The 22,198-nt window shown below is 64.1% G+C and carries 19 protein-coding genes and 1 other RNA gene; 10 read left to right on the forward strand and 10 right to left on the reverse strand.

Features of this window, described 5'->3' with window-relative positions:
* Window position 1: 1 nt before the first annotated feature.
* Both Q0J57_RS03025 and Q0J57_RS03030 read right to left on the reverse strand, forming a co-directional pair.
* Entirely contained in the window at window positions 2-1,666 is a 1,665-nt protein-coding gene (locus Q0J57_RS03025; protein WP_297216975.1) for a ribonuclease J, read from the reverse strand.
* A 9-nt stretch (window positions 1,667-1,675) separates the two neighbouring features.
* Window positions 1,676-2,959, reverse strand: coding sequence for a TolC family protein (locus tag Q0J57_RS03030; protein WP_297216977.1), 1,284 nt, complete (start codon window positions 2,957-2,959; stop codon window positions 1,676-1,678).
* Window positions 2,960-3,491: 532 nt separating this feature from the next.
* Between Q0J57_RS03030 and Q0J57_RS03035 the strand changes: the two genes are divergently transcribed.
* The 8 genes from Q0J57_RS03035 to Q0J57_RS03070 all read left to right on the forward strand — a co-directional run bounded on the left by Q0J57_RS03035 (window position 3,492) and on the right by Q0J57_RS03070 (window position 10,469).
* Window positions 3,492-4,187: a MotA/TolQ/ExbB proton channel family protein gene (locus Q0J57_RS03035; RefSeq protein ID WP_297216979.1), complete on the forward strand. Its 696-nt coding sequence runs from the start codon at window positions 3,492-3,494 to the stop codon at window positions 4,185-4,187.
* A gap of 1 nt (window position 4,188) precedes the next feature.
* The gene (locus Q0J57_RS03040) at window positions 4,189-4,626 is read left to right on the forward strand and encodes an ExbD/TolR family protein (protein WP_297216981.1); all 438 of its coding nucleotides are present in this window, start codon (window positions 4,189-4,191) and stop codon (window positions 4,624-4,626) included.
* Between the two features lie 6 nt (window positions 4,627-4,632).
* Window positions 4,633-5,640 (forward strand): cell envelope integrity protein TolA, encoded by a 1,008-nt coding sequence (gene tolA / locus Q0J57_RS03045; RefSeq protein ID WP_297216983.1) that lies wholly within the window; start codon window positions 4,633-4,635, stop codon window positions 5,638-5,640.
* A 39-nt stretch (window positions 5,641-5,679) separates the two neighbouring features.
* Window positions 5,680-6,528 carry a TonB family protein gene (locus Q0J57_RS03050; protein WP_297216986.1) on the forward strand — a complete coding sequence of 283 codons (849 nt, stop codon included), beginning with the start codon at window positions 5,680-5,682 and terminating at the stop codon, window positions 6,526-6,528.
* A 23-nt stretch (window positions 6,529-6,551) separates the two neighbouring features.
* Window positions 6,552-7,859 (forward strand): translocation protein TolB, encoded by a 1,308-nt coding sequence (locus tag Q0J57_RS03055; protein WP_297216988.1) that lies wholly within the window; start codon window positions 6,552-6,554, stop codon window positions 7,857-7,859.
* Between the two features lie 204 nt (window positions 7,860-8,063).
* The gene (gene pal, locus Q0J57_RS03060; RefSeq protein ID WP_297216990.1) at window positions 8,064-8,531 is read left to right on the forward strand and encodes a peptidoglycan-associated lipoprotein Pal; all 468 of its coding nucleotides are present in this window, start codon (window positions 8,064-8,066) and stop codon (window positions 8,529-8,531) included.
* Window positions 8,532-8,661: 130 nt separating this feature from the next.
* On the forward strand, window positions 8,662-9,633 hold the full coding sequence (locus Q0J57_RS03065; RefSeq protein ID WP_297216992.1) for a D-2-hydroxyacid dehydrogenase: 972 nt from the start codon (window positions 8,662-8,664) through the stop codon (window positions 9,631-9,633).
* Window positions 9,634-9,674: 41 nt separating this feature from the next.
* Window positions 9,675-10,469: an amidohydrolase family protein gene (locus Q0J57_RS03070; protein ID WP_297216994.1), complete on the forward strand. Its 795-nt coding sequence runs from the start codon at window positions 9,675-9,677 to the stop codon at window positions 10,467-10,469.
* A gap of 599 nt (window positions 10,470-11,068) precedes the next feature.
* On the opposite strand, the gene ffs is transcribed toward Q0J57_RS03070, so the two are convergent.
* From ffs to Q0J57_RS03100, 6 genes are all read right to left on the reverse strand, one after another.
* An RNA gene (gene ffs, locus Q0J57_RS03075) (signal recognition particle sRNA small type) lies at window positions 11,069-11,156 on the reverse strand.
* Between the two features lie 237 nt (window positions 11,157-11,393).
* A complete protein-coding gene (locus Q0J57_RS03080; protein ID WP_297216996.1) occupies window positions 11,394-12,773 on the reverse strand; it encodes a sigma-54 dependent transcriptional regulator in 1,380 nt (459 codons plus the stop codon).
* Window positions 12,766-14,304 (reverse strand): ATP-binding protein, encoded by a 1,539-nt coding sequence (locus Q0J57_RS03085; protein ID WP_297216998.1) that lies wholly within the window; start codon window positions 14,302-14,304, stop codon window positions 12,766-12,768. The genes Q0J57_RS03080 and Q0J57_RS03085 overlap by 8 nt, the downstream gene beginning before the upstream one ends.
* Before the next feature lie 40 nt (window positions 14,305-14,344).
* Window positions 14,345-15,709, reverse strand: coding sequence for a glucose-6-phosphate isomerase (locus Q0J57_RS03090; protein WP_297217000.1), 1,365 nt, complete (start codon window positions 15,707-15,709; stop codon window positions 14,345-14,347).
* A 70-nt stretch (window positions 15,710-15,779) separates the two neighbouring features.
* Window positions 15,780-16,061 carry a hypothetical protein gene (locus tag Q0J57_RS03095; RefSeq protein ID WP_297217002.1) on the reverse strand — a complete coding sequence of 94 codons (282 nt, stop codon included), beginning with the start codon at window positions 16,059-16,061 and terminating at the stop codon, window positions 15,780-15,782.
* A 116-nt stretch (window positions 16,062-16,177) separates the two neighbouring features.
* Window positions 16,178-16,681: a YchJ family metal-binding protein gene (locus Q0J57_RS03100; RefSeq protein WP_297217003.1), complete on the reverse strand. Its 504-nt coding sequence runs from the start codon at window positions 16,679-16,681 to the stop codon at window positions 16,178-16,180.
* 212 nt (window positions 16,682-16,893) lie between these two features.
* On the opposite strand from Q0J57_RS03100, the gene Q0J57_RS03105 reads away from it, so the two are divergent.
* Entirely contained in the window at window positions 16,894-18,159 is a 1,266-nt protein-coding gene (locus Q0J57_RS03105; RefSeq protein WP_297217006.1) for an MFS transporter, read from the forward strand.
* 69 nt (window positions 18,160-18,228) lie between these two features.
* On the opposite strand, the gene Q0J57_RS03110 is transcribed toward Q0J57_RS03105, so the two are convergent.
* On the reverse strand, window positions 18,229-18,873 hold the full coding sequence (locus Q0J57_RS03110) for a hypothetical protein (RefSeq protein WP_297217008.1): 645 nt from the start codon (window positions 18,871-18,873) through the stop codon (window positions 18,229-18,231).
* Window positions 18,874-18,883: 10 nt separating this feature from the next.
* Window positions 18,884-20,332 (reverse strand): hypothetical protein, encoded by a 1,449-nt coding sequence (locus tag Q0J57_RS03115; protein ID WP_297217009.1) that lies wholly within the window; start codon window positions 20,330-20,332, stop codon window positions 18,884-18,886.
* 307 nt (window positions 20,333-20,639) lie between these two features.
* Here Q0J57_RS03115 and Q0J57_RS03120 point away from each other — a divergent pair, with 307 nt between their 5' ends.
* Complete coding sequence (locus Q0J57_RS03120) at window positions 20,640-22,082, forward strand: carbon starvation CstA family protein (RefSeq protein WP_297217011.1); 1,443 nt, start codon at window positions 20,640-20,642, stop codon at window positions 22,080-22,082.
* The last annotated feature ends 116 nt before the right edge of the window (window positions 22,083-22,198 follow it).

The following is a 22,198-nucleotide window of genomic DNA, read 5'->3' on the forward strand; positions in this document are numbered from 1 at the left end:
GCTATACCTCGCTGATGATGGCCACCACCACGGGGTCACGCTGAAGCACGCGCCGGAAGAAACGGCGCAACGAGGCGCGGATGCCTTCCTGCAGGCGCGTCACCTGGCCGGGACGGCAGCTCTCGATTTCGTCCAGCACAAGGCATTTGGCGTCTTCCAGCAAGTGACTGTACTGCTGCTCAAAGACAAAACCCTTGGAGAACATTTCCGGCCCGTGCAGCACCATGCCGGTATCGGCATCCAGCACCAGCAGCACGATGACAAGGCCCTCGTCGCCCAGGATGCGCCGCTCGCGCAGCACGGCCGTGCCCACGTCGCCCACGCCCTTGCCGTCTACCAGGGTGCATTCCATGGGCACCGGGTCTTCGCGGCGGAAGCTGTCCGGCAGCAGGGTCAGGGGACGGCCATCCTCCAGAATGACGGCCTTTTCCTCCGTCACTCCGCAGCTCATGGCCAGGCGGGCATGCTTGACCAGATGGCGGTATTCGCCATGCACGGGCACAAAGATTTCCGGGCGCACGGCTTGCAACATGTCCCGCAGTTCCTCCACATAGCCGTGCCCCGAGGCGTGGATGGTGTGCATGCTTTCGTAGAGCACCTCGGCGCCCAGGCGGTACATTTCATTGATAAGGCGGGAGACGGCCTTGGCATTGCCGGGAATCATGCGCGAACTCATGACCACCGTGTCCCCCTTGCGCACGCGCAGCTGGCGGTGCCCGCCGTAGACCATGCGGGACAGGGCCGACAGGGGTTCGCCCTGCGCCCCGGTGACCACAAGCACCAGCTTTTCATCCGGCAGATCAGGCACCCCGTTGTGGGCATTGAAGAAATTGGGCGGCAATTTGGCAAAGCCCAGATCGCGGGCCATCTCGATATTATTGGCCAGGGATTTGCCGCTGATGACCACCGTGCGCCCGTATTCGCGGGCCAGATCGAAAACTTCCTGGATGCGCTGGATATGGCTGGAAAACAGCGTGATGACGATGCGCCCTTCCGCCGTCTCAAAAACGCGGGCCAGCGACTCCTTGACCTGGCGCTCGTTGATGGACCGGCCGGGGCGCTCCACGTTGGTGGAGTCGGACAGCAGCAGGCGCGCGCCCTCCGGCCCGGCAAATTCCCGGAACAGGGCCAGATTGGTGCCCGTGCCGTGCAGCGGATCCAGATCGATCTTGAAGTCGCCGCTGTGCACGATGCGGCCCACGGGCGTTTCCACCCCCAGGCCGAAGCCTTCGGGAATGGAATGGCACACGGGCATGAAGTGAAAGCGCATGTCCCCCAGCTCCACCGTATCGCTGCTGGTGACGGGGCACAGTGCCACCCAGTCCAGCAGCTCGTGCTCGCGCAGCTTGTGTTCCACCAGGGCCAGCGTGAAGGCCGAACCGTAGATATGAATGCCGCGCAGCTGGGGCACCAGCCAGGGCAGCGCGCCGATATGATCCTCGTGCCCGTGGGTGAGCACAATGCCCAGCAGCTTGTCCCGCACGGCCTGCACCGCGCCAAAATGCGGAATGACCACGTCCACGCCCAGATGAAAGTCATCGGGAAACATGAGGCCGCAGTCCACCATCACCACCCCGGCCGGGCTTTCCCAGAGCTGGCAGTTGAGGCCGATTTCGCCCAGACCGCCCAGCGGGGTGATGGTCAGAAAATGCTGATCCGTATCCATGTACTATCCTTATGGCCGCGCGGGCACCGACGCCGGACGCGCGGCCGGCGGCGTCTCCGGTCGCGTCAGGTCCGGGCGGAATTCGCCCATGGCCGTATACAGCTGGGCCAGCGCGGTCAGATAGTCCGCTCTGGCCTTGGTCAGAGAGGCCTGAGCGGCTGTCAGATTGGCTGAGGCATTGAGGACGTCAAAGTTGGTTCCCACCTGCTCCTGATACTGGGCCAGTGCGACATTATAGGCCTCACGGGCCTGGGTCACGCTTTTCTTGCCCACGGCGATGCGCTTTTCCGCTTCGCGCACATCCAGAAGACGGGTCTTGATCTCATAGCCCACATCCAGCTTGAGCTGCTCTTCCTCGTAACGGGTCTTGGTCACCAGCCAGCCGGCCTGCTTGTCGGCATAATAGGTGGTGCCCCACTGAAACACATCCCACGTGGCCGTAACGCCCACTTCCCATATCTGCGTGGAGGAGCCGTAATCGCCGGAGCGTTGCAGATCCAGGGTATTGCCCTGGCGGCTTACATTATAATAGGCCTCGATCTTGGGATAATATTCGCTCTGCACTTCCTGCTGGCTCTTGCCCGCAATGGCCACGGTCTTGGCCGCAATGTACAGGTCAGGGCGCTGCCGGTAGGCCGTGGCAAGGCATTGCTCCAGACTGCCGGTGAAGGGAATGGCATTCAGCGAACCGGTATAGTTCACACGGGCCGTCACCGGCAGGCCGACGAGGGTATTGAGTTCGGCCAGGGCCGTATCCCGCGTGTTTTCCACCTGAATAAGCAGATTTTCGGCATTGCTCACGTCCACTTCCGCCTGGAGCACATCCAGGCGCGGGCGCAGGCCCACCTCGAAAAAGGCCTGCGTGATGCGCAGCTGATCCCGCAGGCGGGACAGGGAGTCCTGCTCGCTGCGCACGTTTTCCTCGGCCTGCAGATAGGTCAGAAAGGCGGCCTGCACCTTGCCGGTCATTTCCAGCTCGGCCTGGCGCAGGGAGGCGCGGTCGCTTTCCGCCTGCAGGGCGGCCTTCTGATACTGGGCCAGCAGACGGAAGCCCTGGAAAACGGGCTGGGAAATGTCCACCCCCAGGCTGTAGGTGCCCAGGCGCGGCGGCCGGTTGCCGGTCTGGGAGGGCGACGATTCCCGCTCCTGCTTGTAGGCCTGGTAGGTCAGGCTCAGCTTGGGGCCAAAGGCCCCGCGGGCTGACTTGCGCCCCTCTTCCGAGGCGCGGCTCTGCGCCTCCTGGGCACCGAGACCGGGATTGCGGGCCAGGGCCATCTGCACGGCCTGAGCCATGCTCACGCTGTCCTGGGGTGCGGCAGCGGCCCTGTTTTCCGGCAGGGCGCGCCTGCCCGTGAACAGGGGCGATTGCAGGGCCTCATTGACGCGCTGGCGCGCAGAGGCCGCCGCCTCCCCCTGGGGCCAGATACCCCCAAGCAGGAGACAGGAAAGAAGAGCAATAAAAAAGCGTAACGACCTCTGCGGGTTATGCCATAATGCCCGTACCATGGTATGAGGATGCTTCATGGCATGGAGCATAGCGACAAGAACGCGCCTTGGCAATGCGATTTTCCCGGCCGGCCCGTCCGGCACCAGCTTTCCGGCAGACTGTACAAAAAAATCTTGCCAATTCCTCACGCTCGTTGCATGCTGCCTGCGGCATACGATGTCTGCCCGGACAACGCAAGCAGGCACCTTTCCGCCCCTCCGGCTGGAAAGGCGTCTCTTTTGTCGTTGTGTCTTGCGGGCGGCTTCTTCCGCCCCTTCCCCCGGAACGGCATCACCTGCCGTGCCTGCGGGCACGGCGTTCACTTTTACGGAGACAGGCATGGAATTCAGCTTCATCACCATGGTCACGCAGGCCAGCCTTGTGGCCAAGATGGTACTGGCCCTTCTTCTGCTCATGTCCATCACCAGCTGGGCGCTCATGATCCAGAAGGGCCTGGCCCTTTCGGCCGCCTACAAGAAAAGCCGCATCGGCACAGAAAACTTTGAAAAGGCCGTCAATCTGCGCGAGGCCGTGCAGTCGCTGGGGGCCGATCCCACGTCACCGCTCTACTTCATCGCGCATCAGGGGGTGATGGAGTTCAACCGCTCCAAGGAAATGGGCAATGCCAGCGAAATCGTGGTGGACAATGTGCGCCGCGCCCTGCGCCAGGGGGTTGCCAGCGAGGAAGCGCGCCTGGAGCGTTCCTTTTCCCTGCTGGCCACCACGGCCAATACCGCGCCTTTCATCGGCCTGTTCGGCACGGTCTGGGGCATCATGAGTTCCTTCCACTCCATCGGCATGCTCAAGTCCGCCTCGCTGGCCACCGTGGCCCCCGGCATCTCCGAAGCCCTGGTCGCCACGGCCATCGGCCTTGCCGTGGCCGTACCGGCCACCATTGGCTTCAATATCTTCATGGGCAAGATTTCTCAGGTGGATACCCTGCTGGTCAACTTTGCCGGGGTATTTCTCAACCGCGTGCAGCGCGAGCTGAACGCGCATCGCCCGGTGCAGCGCACGGGCGCCACGGAGATGTAGCATGGGTGCCAATGTGGGCGGCGGCAGCAAGTTCGTCTCCGAAATCAATGTCACGCCCTTTGTGGACGTGATGCTCGTTCTGCTCATCATCTTCATGGTGGCCACGCCCATGATGAGCCAGGGCATTGACGTGGACCTGCCCCAGACCAAGCAGGTGGAAACCCTGCCCACGGAAAGCGAAAGCATGGTGCTGACCGTGCGGGTGGATGGCAGCGTATACCTTGACACCTATGCCGTGGACAATCTGGACGACCTCGAAGGCTACCTCCAGAAACTGGTCAAGGAAAAGAACAAGACCCTCTTCCTCCAGGCGGACAAGAACGTTCCCTACGGGGTGGTGGTGGATGTCATGGGACGCATCAAGGCGGCGGGCATCGAAAAGATGGGCGTGGTGGCCGACAAGCCGGACAGCGCTCCGGCGGCTTCCGCCAGGAAGTAGACACCCATGAACTGGTCGTCGTACCTTCTTTCCCTGTGCCTGCACGCGGCCTTCATCCTGCTGGTGCTCTTCTGGCCCACGTCGCCGCCGGTGCGCCTGGACTCGCCGCCGGTCATGATCAGCCTGGTTGACGGCGCGCCGGGCGGCAACAGGACGCCTTCCAACATTCTTGGCAAGATGGGCGAACGCACCAATGGCCCGCAGGACATTTCCCCGCCGGCCAAGAAGGACGAGGTGGCACGACGCGCCCGTCCCGAATCCCGTTCGGCGCCGGTGGAAGCCAAGGAAGAACGGGCGCCGGAACCCAAGGCGCCCGCAGCCCGGCCCAAGCCCAAGGAGGACGCCATTCCTCTGGCGCAGAAGAAAAAGGAAGAAAAACCCAAGGAAACGGCCAAGGAACCGCCGGAACCCAAGGAACCGCCCAAGAAAAAGGACACCCCCAAGAAGACCGAACAGGCCAAAAAGGACGATACCCCCAAAAAGCGGGACGACAAGAAACAGCCCGCCAAGAAGGACGAAAAGGCCACCGCCAAAAAGAGCGACAAAAAGGCCAAGGGCGATCCGGTGAAGGATGCCCTGGCCCAGGCCCGGCGGGAAGCCTCCTCGCGGGCAGAGTCCGGCGACAGGGGCAATGCCGTGGAACAGGCCCTGGCCCAGGCCCGGCGCAATGCCGGCGGTACCGGCGGCGGGGGCGGCGGCGAAGGGGATGGCCCCGGCGGGGGCGGCCTGAATGAAGCCTATCTGGGCATGGTCATGCTGGCGGTGCGCCCCAACTGGAGTTTTGCCTCGGCCAGCCGGGCCAATCTGAGCTGCGTTGTGCATGTGCGTGTGGACATGCAGGGCGAAGTGCAGCAGGCCACGGTGACGCAAAGCTCGGGCAATGCCCAGTATGATGCCTCGGCGGTCAATTCGGTATGGCGTACCAGCCGCGGCGGCGAATTCCCGCCACCGCCCTCGGCGGAATTTGGCGAGCTGGACCTTGTGTTCACGCTCAATGAAATGATGGGGCGCTGATCCGCTCGCGGGAAGGCCCCAAACCTGACGGAGGCACGCATGCTAGCATCCTCTTTTCTTCCCTCCCGCCCCGTCTCCGGACGGGGACGCAGCGCCTCTGCCCTGCTGGCGGGGCTGCTGCTGAGCAGCGCCCTGTGGACCATGCCCGCCACGGCCACGGCAGCGTCCATTGCGGCCGTGGATACGCAAAACGGCTATGCCGGCGCCGTGCTGGGCAAGGTCAGCGAGGTCTGGGCGCCGCCGGCCAATGCCGGCAACCGTCTGGTGCGCGTGCGCATCAGCGTTGACGGCGAGGGCAGGGTCACCGGCTGCGAACCGACCCAGCGTTCCGGCCTGCCCGCCCTGGATGAAAGCGTCTGTGCCGCGGTGAAGAAGGTGGAATCCTTCGGCACGCCGCCCTATGCCATGCCCATTGATGTGCACTTTGCCTTCTGGAGCGGCATCCCCCGTCAGGCGCCGACGCCGCAGGGACAGATCACGGTAACGCCGGGCGGCCAGGTGTGCTTTACGCCCGAGGCGCTGCAAAAGGCCGCTGCCGCGGCCGGGCAGGCGCCTGCGGGCCGCGTGGTCACGCCCCGCGCCTCCGGCACGGCCAAGGCCCAGGATCGCTATGCCGAACAGTTTCAGCCCTATCTAAACAAGGTGGCCAAGCAGCTGCGCCGGGCCAGCTTTGTGCCGGCGGAAGCCCCGCGCGGCACCTATTATGTCACCGTGCGCCTTGCCGTGGAGCCTTCGGGCACCATTACCCAGTATGACGTGGTGCAGTCCAGTGGCAATGACCGCATCGACAAGTATGTTCGTCAGGGAATTCACCGGGCGGGCAAGGTTACGCCCCCGCCGGCCGGTCTGACATCTCCCTTTGACGTTACTCTAACCATGGTGCGCTAGGCGCACCCGGAGGAACAGCAGGTATGAAACGTCTCGTGCTCCTGATGGCGCTGGCCGCCGTCATGCTTCTGGGCGGCACGGCCCAGGCCGCCATGCGCGTGGACATCTACGGCCCCGGTCAGAACAGCGTCAATCTGGCGCTGGCCGACCCCCTTACCGGTCCCCAGCAGCCGGCCACCAATATGGGCAAGCAGTTGCAGGGCCTCATCCAGCAGAACCTGAGCTTTCTGCCCTTCATGCGCCTCACGGATCCGCGCTCGGTGCTGGGCGGCACCCTTCTGCCCGGCTACGAACCGCCCAATCTTGACCTTAAGCGCTTCCAGCTGGCCGGTTCGGACATTGTGGTCACCACTGTCTGGCCCGGGGGCGACAGCGGCACCAAGGCGGTCCAGATCCGGGCCTTTGAAACCAATACCGGCGGACGCCTGTTCGGCAAGGAATATCCCCGCGTGGCCAGCCGGGACCTGCCGGAAGTGGCCGACCGCTTCTGTGCCGACCTGCTGGAAGTGCTTACCGGCAGCGGTGCCTTCTTCCGCTCTACCCTGGCCTTTGTGAAGAAGACCGGCAAGCTCAATGCCAATGTGTGGACCGTGCGTCCCACGGGCCGCGACCTGCGCCAGATCACCAATATCACGGGCGAGGCCATGTCGCCGGCCTGGTCCCCTGACGGGCGCTTCATCGTCTTCACGCTCATTGACAAGAAGTCCCACTCCCTGGGCGTCTGGGACCGCAACAAGCGCCGGGTGCAGCGCGTGCGCTTCCCCGGCAATGTGGTCATCGGTCCTGCCTTCATGCCCAACAACAAGGTGGCCGTGGCCCTTTCCAAGGGCAAGTATCCGGTCATCTATCTGCTCAATCACGGCTTCCAGAAGGAGCGCGTGCTGGAAGAGCACCATTCCATCAATGTGTCCCCCACCTTTGACAGCACGGGCACCAAGATGGCCTTTACCTCCTCGCGCATGGGCGGGCCGCAGATTTTCCTCAAGGACCTGAATACCGGCGCCGTCACCCGCGTGAGCAAGAACGGCGGCTACAATACCGAGGCCAACCTCTCGCCCGACGGCACGCTGGTCACCTTCAGCCGCATGACCGACTACGGCCACCGCATCTTTGTGCAGGACATGGTCACCGGTCTGGAACGCCAGGTGACCTTCGGCCCCGGCAGCGACGAGCAGCCCTCCTTCTGCGCCGACAGCTACTTCATTGCCTTCAGTTCCAGCCGTGGCGGCCAGCGCGGCATCTATCTGACCACGCGCCATGGCGGGGACGCCAAGAAGGTGCCCACAGGCGGCGGTGCCGCCTACTTCCCCCGCTGGGGCATGCCGCGCTAGACAGCATTGAGCGCCTGACTTCCGCCCGGCAGAGACGCCCTCTCTGCCGGGCAAAAAATTTTTACCAAAACAGACGATAGCGCCACTGCACATCTTGACAAAAATAACTTCGAAGATACCATCTCGCTTACGGGATCAAGGTGATTCCGTGTGGATCAGAAAGGAAAAGGTACCTTTGGTTAGAGCTGTTCAGGAGGACAAACAATGAAACGTTACGCTCTTATCCTTGCCCTGGTTATGGCCCTGGCCGCCGGTTTCGGTTGCGCCAAGAAGACCTCTGACGAAGCCGTCGCCACCGACGACATGAGCCCCGAAATGCGTGCTGCCATCCAGCAGATCACCGACGGTCGCGTGCTCTTTGCGTTCGACAAGTTCGACATCAAGCCCGAATACAAAGACATGCTGAAGACCAAGGCTGACCTCATGAAGCAGTATCCCTCCGTGCGCGTGCGCATCGAAGGCAACTGCGACGAACGCGGCACCCAGGAATACAACCTGGCCCTCGGCGAACGCCGCGCCCGCGCCGCTTACGAATATCTCGTGATGCTCGGCGTCAGCCCCTCTCAGCTGGAAATGATCAGCTACGGTAAGGAAAACCCGGCCGTTCAGGGCACCGGCGAAGCCGTGTGGGCCCAGAACCGTCGTGACGACTTCACCGTGGTCGCTCACTAGTCTCTGAGCTTGTATGCTCTCAGGGCCGTCCGCAAGGGCGGCCCTTTCTGTTTTCCGGCCCGGGAATATTTTCCGCCTTGCCAGCAGCGGGGCGACAAGGCTACACTTGGCAGCACACGAGGAGGCCGCCATGAATATTGTGGTACTGGATGGCAAGCTGCTCAATCCCGGCGATGTGGACTGGGGACCGGTGGAGACCCTGGGCAACCTCAAGGTCTATGACAACAGCAGTCCGGAACAGGTGGCGGGCCGCGCCGCCGAGGCCGACATCATCCTCACCAACAAGGTACCCCTGCGCCGTCCCCTGCTGGCAGACCTGCCCCGGGTGCGCATGGTGGGCGTACTGGCCACCGGCTATGACGTGGTGGACATTGATGCCTTTGCCGAACGAGGCATTCCGGTCTGCAATGTGGTGGCTTACGGCGTCAATGATGTGGCGCAGCATGTGTTTGCGCTGCTGCTGGAACTCTGCCGCCGTACCAGCGCCCATACCGACAGTATCCGCAGCGGCCAGTGGACCGCCCGCGGCGAATGGTGCTACTGGCTGCACACCCCCGTCTGCCTTGAGGGGCAGACGCTGGGCCTTGTGGGCTTTGGCAATATCGGCCGCCGCGTGGGCGAGCTGGCCAATGCCTTTGGCATGAATGTGCTGGCCAGCTGCCGCACGCCCAAGCATCCGCCCACCTATGCCCCCTTTGCCTTTGCCACGCTGGATCAGGTGCTGACCCGCTGCGAGGTCATCTCCCTGCACTGTCCGCTCACGCCGGAAACCCGCGAACTCATCAACCGGAAGCGTCTGGCCAAGATGAAGCGGGGCGCCATTCTGCTCAATACGGCCCGCGGCCCGCTGGTCAATGAGGCAGATGTGGCCGAAGCTCTGCATTCCGGGCAGCTGGGCGGCTACGGGGCCGACGTGATGGTCAGCGAACCGCCGGCGGCGGACAATCCGCTGTTTCACACGCCCAATACCCTGCTTACGCCGCACATGGCCTGGGCCACCGTGCGCGCGCGCCAGAACATCATCAACCTTACGGCCGAAAATATCCGGCGCTGGCAAAACGGCACGCCGGTCAACGTGGTCAACGCCCCCCTCGGCCAATAATCCCCTGCGGGACGCGGCGGCGTTCCGCCATGATGTCTGTCATGCGCATTGATATTCATACTCACGCCTTCCATCCCAAGATTGCCGCCAAGGCCGTGCAGCATCTCAATGAAGCCTATGACCTGCACTGCGAAGGTGACGGGACGGTCGCGCATCTGCTGCAATGCGAAAAGGCCGCCGGCATAGACCGCTGCGTGGTGCTCTGCGCCGCCACCACGCCGGCTCAGGTCATTCCGGCCAATAACTACGCCCGTGATCTGCAACGCCTACACCCTGAAATCATTGCCTTCGGCACGCTGCACCCGGCCTATACCCGCTGGGAAGAAGAGCTGGACTCCATGGAAGCCTCCGGACTGCGCGGCATCAAGCTGCACCCCGATTTTCAGGGCTTCCGCCTGGATGACCCCCGTCTGCTGCCCATTTTTGAGGCAGCCCAGGGCCGATTCATCTTTGAAATTCACATCGGCAGCGCCCTGCCCGCCCAGCAGGCGCCCTCCTGTCCCTACAAGCTGGCCCATATTGCCCGCACCTTTCCGGGGCTGACGCTCATCGCCGCGCACTTCGGGGGCTACCTCATGTGGGACATGGCCATCGATGCCCTGGGCGGCATGGACAATGTCTGGTTTGATACGTCCAGCAGCTCCCCCTTTGTGACGCCGGCCCTGCTGCACCGTCTCTTGCAGGCCCATCCGCCGGAGCGCTATCTCTTTGGCTCGGACTGGCCCCTCTATGATCCCCTGGAAGAACGGCAGCGCCTGCAACGTGTGGGCCGTCTTTCGGATGCTGCTCTGGAACGCATCCTGACCAACGCCAGTCACCTGCCCGGCCTGCTCTAGGCGCAGCCCCTCCCGCCTGCGCCACCGCTGCCGTTTTCCCGCAGGACGCCGCCCCCGTTGTGGGGCAAGCGGAGCCGTGCGGCCTGGCCATAGTGCTGCGCCCGATGTCTGCCCTGCTCCCTGCCCGATATTCTTTCCGGTCCGGCCCGGTGTCTGGCCCGGCGCACGGCTCAGTGTCGCGGATGGCAGTTTTGCTGTCCTGTGCGCAAGAGAGAGGGCACAACGGCTGCGCCGGCCTTCTGTACGACGCACATGGCCTGGCCCCGTTGCCGGCGACGGCAGCACCTGCGCCTGCTGTGCCGTCTGGCCGCCGCAAGGCCGCGTGTCCCCCGGTAAAGGGACCACCGCAGCACGAGCCAGGCGTGCTGTGCCGTCCACGCTATGCCCCGACCTGCGCCGCAGCTTGCCGCGCGTCCTGCTCCTGCGCTCCCGTCATGCCGGCACCACAGGCAACATGCACTCACTCCTCGCGGCACGGCGGCGCGTGCCCGCTGTCTCTCTGCGCATCCTGCCGTCTCCCCTGCCGGCACACCGCCCCACGGCTCAGGAGGGGACCTTTCTGGCATACATACAAAAAGCCGTGAACGTAGTTCACGGCTTTCAGGGGTCGGACACCCGGCAACAGCTGTTACCGCTGCTTCCTTTCGGACCTGACGGGGTTGGCAGTGCGGCCGCCGCCCGACCTTTTGTAACCTTAGCGGGAAAACGGTGTTGCGTCAAGATTATGCCCCCCATAGCCCGCCGCAGCCAGACCGGGCAGTGTCCGGCACAGCATACTACGGCCGGGCATGCTGCGGCAGCGCACGCCTCGGCAGCTCCAGACGGCATCAGGGGTCGCAAGGCTCTGCACGGTGCGGATGTGGCAGCTGCGCGCGGCAATAATTCTCAGCGAAATTATTTTTAAAAAAACTGTTTTGAATAAAACTAATGCCCGGTGATGCCGTATTTCTTGAGCTTGTATTGCAGCAGGCTCTTGGAAATGCCCAGCAGCTCGGCCGCCTTGACCTGCACCAGGTCCGCCCGCACCAGAGCGCGCCGGATGAGGGCGGCCTCGATCTTTTCCAGGGTATCGGCAAGGTCCAGCTGCACGGGCAGCAGGTCCACGGCGCTCTTGAACTGGGCATCCTCGTCGCGAATTTCCGCCGGCAGATTGTCCACGTCAATGACCGAACCGGGCACCAGCACGGTGCAGCTTTCCACCACGTTTTCCAGCTGACGGATATTGCCGGGCCATTCGTAGCCCGTGAGATAATTCAGCGCCTCGGTGCTGAAGGTCTTGGCAGGCATATTGTTTTCCGCAGCCACCTTTTCCACGAAATGCGCCACCAGCAGGGGGATATCCTCACGCCGCTCCCGCAGGGCCGGCAAGGCAATCTGCACCACATTGAGACGGTAGTAGAGGTCATCGCGGAAGGTGCCGGCCTCCACCATGTGCATGAGGTCCTTGTTGGTGGCTGCCACCACGCGGATGTCCACCTCCACTTCCTCGCTGCCGCCCACGCGCTCAAAACGGCGCTCCTGCAGAACACGCAGCAGCTTGACCTGCAATTCGGGAGTCAGCTCGCCCACTTCATCCAGAAAGAGGGTGCCGCCGTCGGCCTGTTCAAAACGGCCCCGCCGCATGGCCACGGCACCGGTGAAGGACCCCTTTTCGTGCCCGAAAAGCTCGCTTTCCAGCACGCCGGGATTGAGGGCCATGCAGTTGACGGAAACAAAGGGTTTGTCCTTGCGCGGACTGGAATAGTGAATGGCGCGGGCCACCAGCTCCTTGCCCGTGCCTGACTCCCCGGTGATGAGCACCGTGGAACGGCTGGGCGCGGCCCGGTCCACCATGGCCAGCACATTGCGTATGGCCCGGCTGCGGCCCACGATCTTGTGCACGCTGTAGCGGTCTTCCATGGCTTCCTGCAACAGGCGGTACTGGCGGTGGGCACGGGCCAGCTCCGTGGCATTGTGAATGGACAGCAGCAGCTCGTCATTGGAAAAGGGCTTGGTGATGTAGTCAAAAGCGCCATACTTCATGACTTCCACTGCACTTTCAATGGAGCCAAAGGCCGTCATGATGAGCACGGGAATATACGGCCAGCTTTTCTTGACGTGTTGCAGCACATCACGCCCCGTGATGCGCGGCATCTTCATGTCCGTCACCACCACGTCCACTTCGCTTTCTTCCAGAAAGGCCAGCGCCGTTTCGGGATCGCTGATGGCCGTAACCGTATAGCCCTCGTCTTCCAGCAGGGTTTGCAGAACCAGCAGATAGTTCTTTTCGTCATCAATCAGCAGGATATGGGCTTTTTCACTCATGTGTGCTCCCGGCCTGGTCAGGGGCCTCATGGGCAGCGGCAGGCGTTTCGTCCTTCTGCTCGGGCAGGGGAGCTGCGGGCAGCTCCACACGCACCTCGGCGCCGCCCTCCTCGGCATTGCGCAGGGAAAGCTGGCCGCCGTGGCTGACGATAATGGACTGCACAATGGGCAGACCAAGCCCCGTGCCGCCGTCCTTGGTGGTAAAGAAGGGTTCCAGCAGGTTGGGCAGCAGGTCCTCGTCTATGCCCGGCCCGCTGTCCCGGAACAGGAGGATGATGCGGTCCTCTTCCCGCCGGGCCGTCACATACATGATGCCCGGCCCTTCCATGGCCTGCTGGCCGTTGGTCAGGATATTGTAGAATGCCCGGTAGAGCAGGTCCTTGTCGCCCAGCACCATGAGGTTGTCCGGCGTCTGCCGCTCCAGCCCCACGCCGCAGCGCTTCCACTCGCCTTCCAGAAAGGCCAGCGCCTGATCCAGAACCAGATTGATGTCCACCAGGTCCTGGCGCGGCTGCCGCGGCCGGGCATAATCCAGAAAGTCATTGACCGTCTGGGACAGACGCAGGGACTCGTCATAAATGGCATCCAGGATGCGCCGCGTGCCGGCATCGGCCTTGTCCGTGCGGCGTTGAAGCAGCTGGGCACTGGAACGGATGATGCCCAGGGGATTCCGGATTTCATGGGCAATGCTGGCAATGACCCGCCCCATGCTGATGAGCTTTTCATTACTGTGCAGCTCGTTTTCCAGCTGCCGGTTCCGGGCCATGCGCTCGGCCAGCACACGTTCGGCCCGGTGGATGAGCAGGAGCAGCAGCGCAAAGAGAATCACCGAGGAAAGCAGACACATGACCACGATGATCCCCTGGAAGGCCAGCACCTGCTCGTAGTCGCCCGTGATGTCCTGGGTCAGCTCCAGAGCGCCCATGACAGGGGCCTCGCCGCCGCCGGGTTCCAGGGACTCGCCGCGCAGCGGACAGAGCAGGCGCAGCACAAAGGTGCCGCGCTTGAGCGGAATATTGAACGGCGCCTGCCATTCGGGAATGGTGCTCAGGATTTCCACCTGGGGCGGCCCGCCACGCAGCACCTCTTCCAGGCCGTCAGGGGCCAGCCCGGTGCGGCCAAGGTCTTCCGGATTGGTGGAAAAGGCCACCAGGCGCGAGAAGTCATAAATGCGCAGGCGCTCCACGGGCAGACCGTGGATGACGGAATCCACCACCTCCTTGAGGTGCTCATGCTGCGCCGACTGCCGCAGGGCAATGCGCCCGTGGGCCAGCAGGGTAGGCAGGGCAAAGCGGCGGAATATCTGGTGATTGAGGTTATCCGCCAGCAGGCGGGCAAAGTTTTCCTGCTTGGTCAGCAGGGTCTGCCGCGCGGAATTGGAAATGAAGAAGGACAGGGCCAGGCTGGTCGCCAGAATGACCACCAGCGAAAGCCACGACAGGGTACGTGCATAGCTGAGGGGCAGATCGCCCTCGGCTCTGGCGGATGTTTCGGCGGCAGGTCTGTGCAGCCATTTCCATGTTCCCGACATTGGTCCCCCTTCCGGTCCGGACCCTTCTGCCCTGTGCGGATCAGAAGGTCTGCACCGCATCGTCCTGCATGGTGAAGCGTTGCAGCGCCTGCCGGGCCTCATCCAGACCAGGCGCGCCCAGGCGGGCATTGGCCAGGCGCTTGCCCAGTTCCACCGCCGGCTGGTCCAGCGGATTGATGCCGTTGAGCCAGCCCGTGAACAGCGTGGCCGCCTCCAGCAGCATCATCATGGCGCCGGCGGCATGGCAGGTCTGTTCGTTCAGCTTCAGGTGCAGCAGGGGCACGCCGCTGGCACAGAGGGCCATGCGTGTTCCCAGCGCCTCGGCATCCAGCAGGCAGCCGAAAGGCCGTCCGCGCAGCCAGGCCCAGCGTTCCGGCAGGTCCTGACCGAAGCGCAGGCCGGGCGCGTCCTCTGGCGTTTCGGGGCCGCTCACAAAAAGGCAGGCCTTGTTGCGCGGCCCGTCCAGAAACATCTGATTGATGGAGTGCTGATCCGTCACCCCCGTGGCCGGCAGCGGCTGCGTTCCCGTACCGTCCTTGCCCAGGCTTTCGGCCCACAGCTGGGCAAACCAGGGGCCGAAGGTTGCCCACTGGGGCATATAGCAGAAAAAGATGAGCTGATCATAACCCGCCTGCTCCAGGGCATGCGCCCAGCCGGCCAGGGCAAAGGCCGGGTGGGCGGCAAGGGCCGCACCCGTACTGTCCGCGGCGGCCTGCAACAGCGGCGCGGCCACCCCGGCAGCGCCATCCAGCAGGCCCTGCCAGTCCAGCCCCAGGAAGGCGGCCGGCAGCAGACCCACGGCGGAAAGAACGGAATAGCGTCCTCCGAGATGGTCCGGCACCTCCAGAGACGGCAGGGCAAACTGCCCGGCCTCTTCTCGCAGGAAACCGCTCTGCCTGTCCGTCACCAGCACCACATGTTCCCGCCAGGCATCGCCCAGGGCCGCCCGGAGCCAGTCCCGCGCCAGCAGATACTGGGACACGGTTTCGATGGTGCCCCCCGATTTGCTGACACAGACCACTGAGGTCTCGGACGGCGACAGGCGCGACAGCCAGCGCCCGAAGGTGGCCGGGCACACATTGTCGGCAATCCAGAGACAGGGGCCATGGTGTTCCGGCTCGTCCTGGGCAGGGGCAAAGGCCCGCTGCAGGGCGCGCGCCCCCAGTGCGGAACCGCCGATACCCAGCAGCAGCATATGCTTGCGCCGGCGCAGGGACGGCAGCAGGGGCGGCATTTCCTCCTCAAGACGCCGGCGGTAGGGCTGTGTCAGAAAAGGCAGCAGCCCCGCCGCGCTCTCCGTGCGCAGACGCGCGGCCATCCGGGCAGCCTGTGCGGCAGCCCCGTCCAGCTGTGCCGCCGTCAGGCGGCCGGCAACGGCATGTGACCAGTGGAGTTCATGGAGCATGAAAACGTCCTCCCCTCATGACCCGCCGGACCGGCAGGTCCAGACAAAACGCCCCTGACCGGGGCCATCATCAGAAAAGCCTGAGCATGCGGGGGGCAAAAAAGCGCTGCCGCACACGGCGATAGGTCTGCGGACGCACGCCAAAGCGCCAGCGCCACAGGGCACAGGCCTCACGCGCCGCACACTGGCGCACTTCCGCCCGCCCTCCGGCGCAGGTCATGCACTGCCGCCGCACATCGCGCAGCGCGCGGCGGGGCGCATCCGGCCCGCTGCATGCCGGCTGCCTGCCCGGCCGGGCCGCGGCCATGCGCCACGCCCAGAGCGGGCACTGCCTGTCGGGACATTCCCGCACAGCCTTGGGGGAATCCCCCTGGCACTCGAGGCAGAACCGCCGGATGCCCGTCAAGGGGCCGCTTGCCGCCATTTTCCCCTCCCGACGCTGTGATCATGCCGCCTTTTCCCGCAGGATCAGGCCGCCCCGCAGCATTTCTTGTATTTCTTGCCGCTGCCGCAGGGGCAGGGATCATTGCGCCCCACCTTGGGTTCGCTGCGCCGGTAGGCCCTGCCGCGGCGCGTTTCGCCATCCACATAGTACAGGCGCCCGTCCTTGCGGGAAAAATAGCTGCGTTCGCCGATCTGCCGCGTGGTGCCGTCCAGCGTATAGTAGGCATAGAACTCGGCGGCATCCATGCGCCGGCCGTGGGAATCTTCCACATTTTCCTCGCACGGTCCCATGTCCAGCCGCAGCCAGTGCACATTGCGGGTCTGCTCTTCCATTTCCTGCACGGAAATGTCTTCCCGATGATCGGGATGGGTGGTTTCCACCAGATAGTCAAAGCGGCGCAGGACATAGGCCGTATACCGGGAACGCACCAGCGCCTCGGGGCTGTCGGCCTGCGCCGTACCATCAAGATAAGGACCGCAACACTGGGCCAGTTCGCGGCCGCTGCCGCAGGGACACATCTGAGACATGGCTAACTCGTTTGCTGAAGTGAATGCGCTTTGATCGCAATTCCTTATCCTAGCCCATGACCGTCTGTGCCGCAAGCGCGCGGCCCGTGCCCCCTGCCCGAGGCCGGGGCACGGCCCTTTACCTTCGCCCGGGGCAGTGCTAGGAAGCGGAAGGCTTCGCCCCCGCCCGGGGTGGAGCCCCCTTCCCGACATGGCAACAGCGAGCATTGCGTATGTCCATCTTCACACAAAAATCCTCTCCCGCGGCAGATGATGCCCCACAGCAGAAGCTCTTTACCCGCGACTTCATCCTTCTTTTCTGCATGGCCATGTGCTGCAACAGCTATCTGGCCGTCTTCTACTGCTTTGAACAATGGCTTGAGGGCCTTGCCGTAAGCCCCAACTGGCGCGGCATCCTGCTTTCCAGCATGGGCGCCATGGTCCTGCTGTTCCGCCCTGTGGCCAGCATTGTCTTTCTCAAGCGAAACAAGCTCCCGCCCATGCTGTGCACCATCGTGCTCTCCAGCTGCATCATGCTGGCCTATCCGCTGGTGCCCGCCGACCATGTGGTGGGCGTGGTCTGGCTGCTGCGCATTGTGCAGGGCATTTCCCTGGCAATCTATTCCTGCTGCGTGGTGGCCGTCATGGTCAGCTGTATTCCCAAGGGGCAGAGCGCACGCGGCTTTGCCATCTTTTCCCTTACCACCCTGCTGCCCTATTCCATCATTCCGGCAGCCGGGGAACGCCTGCTGCCCCTTGTGGGAGGAGAAAGCCACCTTTTTGCTCTGACGGCCATTCTGGGCATTCCGGCCCTGTGCATGCTGCTGCCCCTGGCACCCAAGCTGCGCGATGCCGAGGCCATGGGTGCCGGCAACAGCCAGCTTTCGCCGCGCCGGCTCATCCACGCGGCCAGCCACTCCGGACTGGCCTTCATCTATCTGGGCTGTCTGACCTTCAGCATCATGGTTTCCCTGGCCATCTTCTTCGTCAAGGGCCTGGGAACGGAAACGGGCGCCCGGCCGGAATGGTTCTTTCTGACCTATACCATTACCATGATTCTCATCCGCTTTTTCGGCGGGCACCTGCTGGATACGCTGCCCCGCTACCGCGTAGTACCCCTCTGCGCGCTGACGCTGGCCTGCTGCGTGCTGGGCATGGCCTGGGCGCCCACGTTTCTCTTCATCCCCTGCGCCTTCTTCTACGGCATCGGCCTGGGCCTGCTCTATCCCCTGCTGGCCGCCACGGTCTATGACCGCTCCACGCCGGAAACGCGCCCCATCAACTCCAATGTCATGATGCTGACCTTTGATGCCAGCAGCATGATCGGCCCCCTGCTGGGCGGCGCCGTGGTCAATGCCGGCTGGGGCTATCGCGGCGTCTTCACCACAGCGGCCATCATGGTCTTTATCTGCGGGACCAGCATGGTGCTGGACCGCCTGCGCCTGGCCTGGTGGGAACACAGGGACAAGTGCCCCTGCCAGCCCCGCTGGAAGCGCTGACCCCCGTGAGACACCACAAGCGGGACGCCTGCCTGCGCAGACGTCCCGCTTTGTTTCATGGCCGGAAAACTAGTTTGCTTCCAGATGGGCGGCCTCTTCCCGAATGCGGGCAAAGAGTTCCGCAAGATTTTCTATGCCGGTAAGACGTACCGCCCCCTGTGCCTCGCTGAAGCGCCCAAGCACCGCATAATCGTTGCCATTGCCATGGTCATATACCCGAAAGGGCATGAGCCAGCCCCCCTCCACCCGGCGGGCCTGCCCCACGGCATGAATCTGCTTGCGTCCCTGTGAGGCATCCCGGAACAGCGGCGCCACAAGGCCCTCCTGCCGCAGGTCCCCGGCCGGGGCATGTCCGGCAAAGGCGCCGGAGGCAATGCCGTTGCGCACAAAGGCCCGCGCCTCGCTGCACAGCAGGGCGCGCACGCTGGCGCCGCCATCTCCTGACAGGGCCGCTCCGGACAGCATGAGCGACAGCACCGGCGGCAGCGAGGCGGCATTTTCCGGCTTGGCGGCTTCTTCCAGCAGGCGGTTCACCACCACCGCAAGGATGCCGTCCATATCCACCTGTTGCGCAAAGGCATCGGCATCGTGCGCTTCCACGGCGGCGGACACCGCGGCCAGACAGCCCTGCGGGCTGGTGGCGGCACGGGCGATGCCGGGAAAACCCGCCCAAAGGCACATAACGGCTACCAGCAGAAAACGCAGCGTGCGCATGCACTCCCTCCTAGCGCGCCATGGGCGGCACGGGCACAGGGGCAGCGGGGGCGGCCGGTGCGGCCTCCGGAATTCTGGGCGCCGGCGGCGCCGCAGGAACAGCAGGAACAGCGGAAACCGGAGGCACCGCAGCAGGCGCGGGGCCGGTCGCTTCTGCCGGCAGCTGCGGCACGGCGGGGGCGGGAGCAGGCTGCGCCGCAGCGGGCGGCAGCGGGGACGACGGCTGCGCTGCGCCGGTGGCCGGCGGGGATGGCTGTTGCGGCCGGGGAGGCACCAGCGTGCCTCCGGAAGCCCCGCGGGCAAAGCGGCTGCCCAGATCACGCAATACGCCCACGGCAGTCTGCACGGCACGACCGGCATCGGCATCATGACGCAGACGCCTGTCGATCCAGCGGGCAAGGTAGAGAACCGTTTCCTCGTCCATGCCCTGCACGCCACGCCGGCGGATATCCGAGACCAGGGCGGCGCGGGCGGCCGTCTGCCGGGCCACAAGGCCACGGTACTGGGCGCTCAGGCTGTCCACCCGCAGCTGCGCCGTGGCCAGCTCCGCAGCACCGGCCTTCTGTTCCCGCAGGGTATCCAGATCAAAGACGGCGGTACTGACCTGGGCGCTGGCATCCACGGTCTGCCTGGCCAGATCATCCAGGGCGTCCAGGCGCTGCCGCAGCTCCGGCATGCCCTGTACGGCATCCAGGGCACCGGCCAGCGTCACCACGTATCCCGCCAGCGACGAATAGAGCTGCCGCACCTGCGCCGGCGACAGGGTTCGCCCGTTGTGCGGGCGCTCTGCCTCCTCGCTCACGGCCAGGAGAAAACGCTCCACATAGAGCTGATACAGGCCCCGGATCATGGCGGGATGAAATACGTAGTCCAGAACGCCGGTACGCCCGCCCTGGGCGCCGCCGTCCAGGCCGATGAGCCTGGCGCCGTAGCGCTGGTTCAGGGCCTGCGGACTCAGGGCCAGGCTTCCCCCGCGCGCGCCGGGCTGATACCTGCCCACCAGATAGGCCGCCAGATCATCCACAAAGGAAAGGCGAACGCGGCTGTCTTCCACCACCCTGGGCGCCACATCCTGGGCCGGTGCTGCCGCGGTATCCACGGTCTGCGCGGCGCCCCCGGGCAGCATGGAGGTATCCACCGGCGCCCCCACGCTGCCCTGCACGCTGCGCCCCGACAGAGTTCCCGGCGCCGTGGGCGGGCTGGTGACCGACGGCGGCACGGGAGGCTCGGCATCCAGCAGTTCGCTGATACCGGCCAGGGGAGTTCCCGCGGTCATGTCATCAAGCAGGGTGACCAGACGCTGGCGCATGCCGGCGCGCTGCCCGTCATCAAGCGAAAGCCAGTAGGCGGCGCTGCCCACAGCGCACAGGGCCAGTATGGCCAGAATTCCCGGCAGCAGACCTCCGCGGGCAACGCGCGGTTCGGGCAGCTGGGACATATTATTGGAAGGAGATTTCATGCAGACCCCCTCGAAATGGTGGCGGGGATGGGTGGCAGGGACCCCATTTCATAGCATCGCTGCCTGCAGGTTGTGAAGAGCCTTTCCCCTGCCATGCCAGGAGAAACAATTCCCACAAGGGGAAATCATTCCAAAAACGGCCCATTGACATGTAATAATTATGATTACTATAAATAGAGAAACCAGCTGCGGGTCAAGGAAAGCCATGGGACGCGCCCCTTGACGCAAAATACGTGGCATGCTACGGCAAGCTCCGCCTGAAATGCCGCCACGTACGCGGCAAATTCTGTTTCTGAGGGAGGGTTCCATGCCCAATTCCGTCTATTTCTTGCTTGCGGTAGTGGCGCTCCTTGTAGGCTACTATGTCTACGGCACCATCATCACCAAGATTTTCGGTGCCGACGCCAGCCGGCCCACCCCGGCCAAAACCATGGCCGACGGTGTGGACTACGTGGAAATGCCCATGTGGAAGGTGTGGCTCATCCAGCTGCTTAACATCGCAGGCGTCGGTCCGGTTTTCGGCCCCATTCTGGGCGCGCTCTACGGGCCTTCCGCCCTGCTCTGGATTGTCATCGGCACCATCTTTGCGGGTGCCGTGCATGACTATTTTTCGGGCATGCTGTCCGTGCGCTACAACGGCGCCAATGTGCCCACCATTGTGGGCTACAACCTCGGCAACGCGGCCAAACAGGTCATGCGCGTCTTTGCCGTGGTGCTGCTGCTTCTGGTGGGCGTGGTCTTTGTGGCGGCTCCCGCCGGCCTGCTGGCCAAGCTGACCCCCGAATCCCTGAACATCACCTTCTGGATCGCGGTCATCTTTGCCTACTACTTCCTGGCCACCATTCTGCCCATTGACAAGATCATCGGCCGCTTCTACCCCGTGTTCGGGGCCGTGCTCATCATCATGGCCGTGGGCATGACCGTGGGCATGTTCGTGGCCGACAACGGCTTCTACAACTGGCTGAAGTGGGAAAACACCCATCCCCAGCAGCTGCCCGTCTATCCGCTGGTCTTCATCACCATTGCCTGCGGCGCCCTGTCCGGCTTCCATGCCACGCAGTCGCCGCTCATGGCCCGCTGTCTGGGCAATGAAAAGCAGGGGCGCGCCGTCTTCTACGGCGGCATGGTGGCCGAAGGTCTCATCGGCCTGGTCTGGGCCACGGTGGGCATGACGTTCTACACCAGCCCCGATGCCCTCAATGCGGCCATCAGCGCCGGCGGCCCCGGCAACGTGGTGACGGAAACCTCCCTGGCGCTCATGGGTTCCTTTGGCGGCGTGCTGGCCATTCTGGGCGTGGTGGCCCTGCCGGTGACCTCCGGCGACACGGCCTTCCGCGCGGCGCGTCTGACCATTGCCGAAGTGTTCAACATCTCCCAGCGCTCCATTCCGGCCCGTCTGGCCATTGCCGTACCCATCTTTGTGATCGGCGTCATTCTGGCCAATGTGGACTTCAACATCATCTGGCGGTACTTCGGCTTTGCCAACCAGGCCCTGGCCGCCATCATGCTGTGGGCTGCCGCTGCCTACCTGTACCGCAAGCATCGCCTGCACTGGGTATGCACCGTGCCGGCCACCTTCATGACCTCGGTCTGCATGTCCTACATCTGCTATGAACCCAACATGGGTCTGGGCATGCCCATCGCCTATGCCGATGCCGTGGGCATCGCGTCGGCCGTGGTGGCGCTGGTTGCCTTCCTGGTGCTGGCCCGCAAGCCCATTGAAGGGGCACCTGATATCGATACCGTGTAGTCGTCGCATCCTGACGGGGAGGCCGGGGTACCGGCCCCCCGTTGCAGGAGACACAGGGGCAGGGTATGCTTTCCCTGCCCCTTTTTTATGGCGTTTCGCGCCCGCCTCTGCCGGCG

Origin of the sequence: uncultured Desulfovibrio sp., assembly GCF_944324505.1 — a bacterium.
Classification (GTDB): domain Bacteria; phylum Desulfobacterota; class Desulfovibrionia; order Desulfovibrionales; family Desulfovibrionaceae; genus Desulfovibrio.

What these genes read in the sequence shown, in the direction of transcription:
- Q0J57_RS03090 (WP_297217000.1), bottom strand. Translation starts at nt 15,709, where the DNA reads ATGCTCCATGAACTCCACTGGTCACATGCCGTTGCCGGCCGCCTGACG.
- Q0J57_RS03100 (WP_297217003.1), bottom strand. Translation starts at nt 16,681, where the DNA reads ATGTCTCAGATGTGTCCCTGCGGCAGCGGCCGCGAACTGGCCCAGTGT.
- Q0J57_RS03035 (WP_297216979.1), top strand. Translation starts at nt 3,492, where the DNA reads ATGGAATTCAGCTTCATCACCATGGTCACGCAGGCCAGCCTTGTGGCC.
- Q0J57_RS03115 (WP_297217009.1), bottom strand. Translation starts at nt 20,332, where the DNA reads ATGAAATCTCCTTCCAATAATATGTCCCAGCTGCCCGAACCGCGCGTT.
- Q0J57_RS03080 (WP_297216996.1), bottom strand. Translation starts at nt 12,773, where the DNA reads ATGAGTGAAAAAGCCCATATCCTGCTGATTGATGACGAAAAGAACTAT.
- tolA (WP_297216983.1), top strand. Translation starts at nt 4,633, where the DNA reads ATGAACTGGTCGTCGTACCTTCTTTCCCTGTGCCTGCACGCGGCCTTC.
- Q0J57_RS03065 (WP_297216992.1), top strand. Translation starts at nt 8,662, where the DNA reads ATGAATATTGTGGTACTGGATGGCAAGCTGCTCAATCCCGGCGATGTG.
- Q0J57_RS03040 (WP_297216981.1), top strand. Translation starts at nt 4,189, where the DNA reads ATGGGTGCCAATGTGGGCGGCGGCAGCAAGTTCGTCTCCGAAATCAAT.
- pal (WP_297216990.1), top strand. Translation starts at nt 8,064, where the DNA reads ATGAAACGTTACGCTCTTATCCTTGCCCTGGTTATGGCCCTGGCCGCC.
- Q0J57_RS03120 (WP_297217011.1), top strand. Translation starts at nt 20,640, where the DNA reads ATGCCCAATTCCGTCTATTTCTTGCTTGCGGTAGTGGCGCTCCTTGTA.
- Q0J57_RS03055 (WP_297216988.1), top strand. Translation starts at nt 6,552, where the DNA reads ATGAAACGTCTCGTGCTCCTGATGGCGCTGGCCGCCGTCATGCTTCTG.
- Q0J57_RS03105 (WP_297217006.1), top strand. Translation starts at nt 16,894, where the DNA reads ATGTCCATCTTCACACAAAAATCCTCTCCCGCGGCAGATGATGCCCCA.
- Q0J57_RS03050 (WP_297216986.1), top strand. Translation starts at nt 5,680, where the DNA reads ATGCTAGCATCCTCTTTTCTTCCCTCCCGCCCCGTCTCCGGACGGGGA.
- Q0J57_RS03030 (WP_297216977.1), bottom strand. Translation starts at nt 2,959, where the DNA reads ATGGCTCAGGCCGTGCAGATGGCCCTGGCCCGCAATCCCGGTCTCGGT.
- Q0J57_RS03085 (WP_297216998.1), bottom strand. Translation starts at nt 14,304, where the DNA reads ATGTCGGGAACATGGAAATGGCTGCACAGACCTGCCGCCGAAACATCC.
- Q0J57_RS03025 (WP_297216975.1), bottom strand. Translation starts at nt 1,666, where the DNA reads ATGGATACGGATCAGCATTTTCTGACCATCACCCCGCTGGGCGGTCTG.
- Q0J57_RS03070 (WP_297216994.1), top strand. Translation starts at nt 9,675, where the DNA reads ATGCGCATTGATATTCATACTCACGCCTTCCATCCCAAGATTGCCGCC.
- Q0J57_RS03110 (WP_297217008.1), bottom strand. Translation starts at nt 18,873, where the DNA reads ATGCGCACGCTGCGTTTTCTGCTGGTAGCCGTTATGTGCCTTTGGGCG.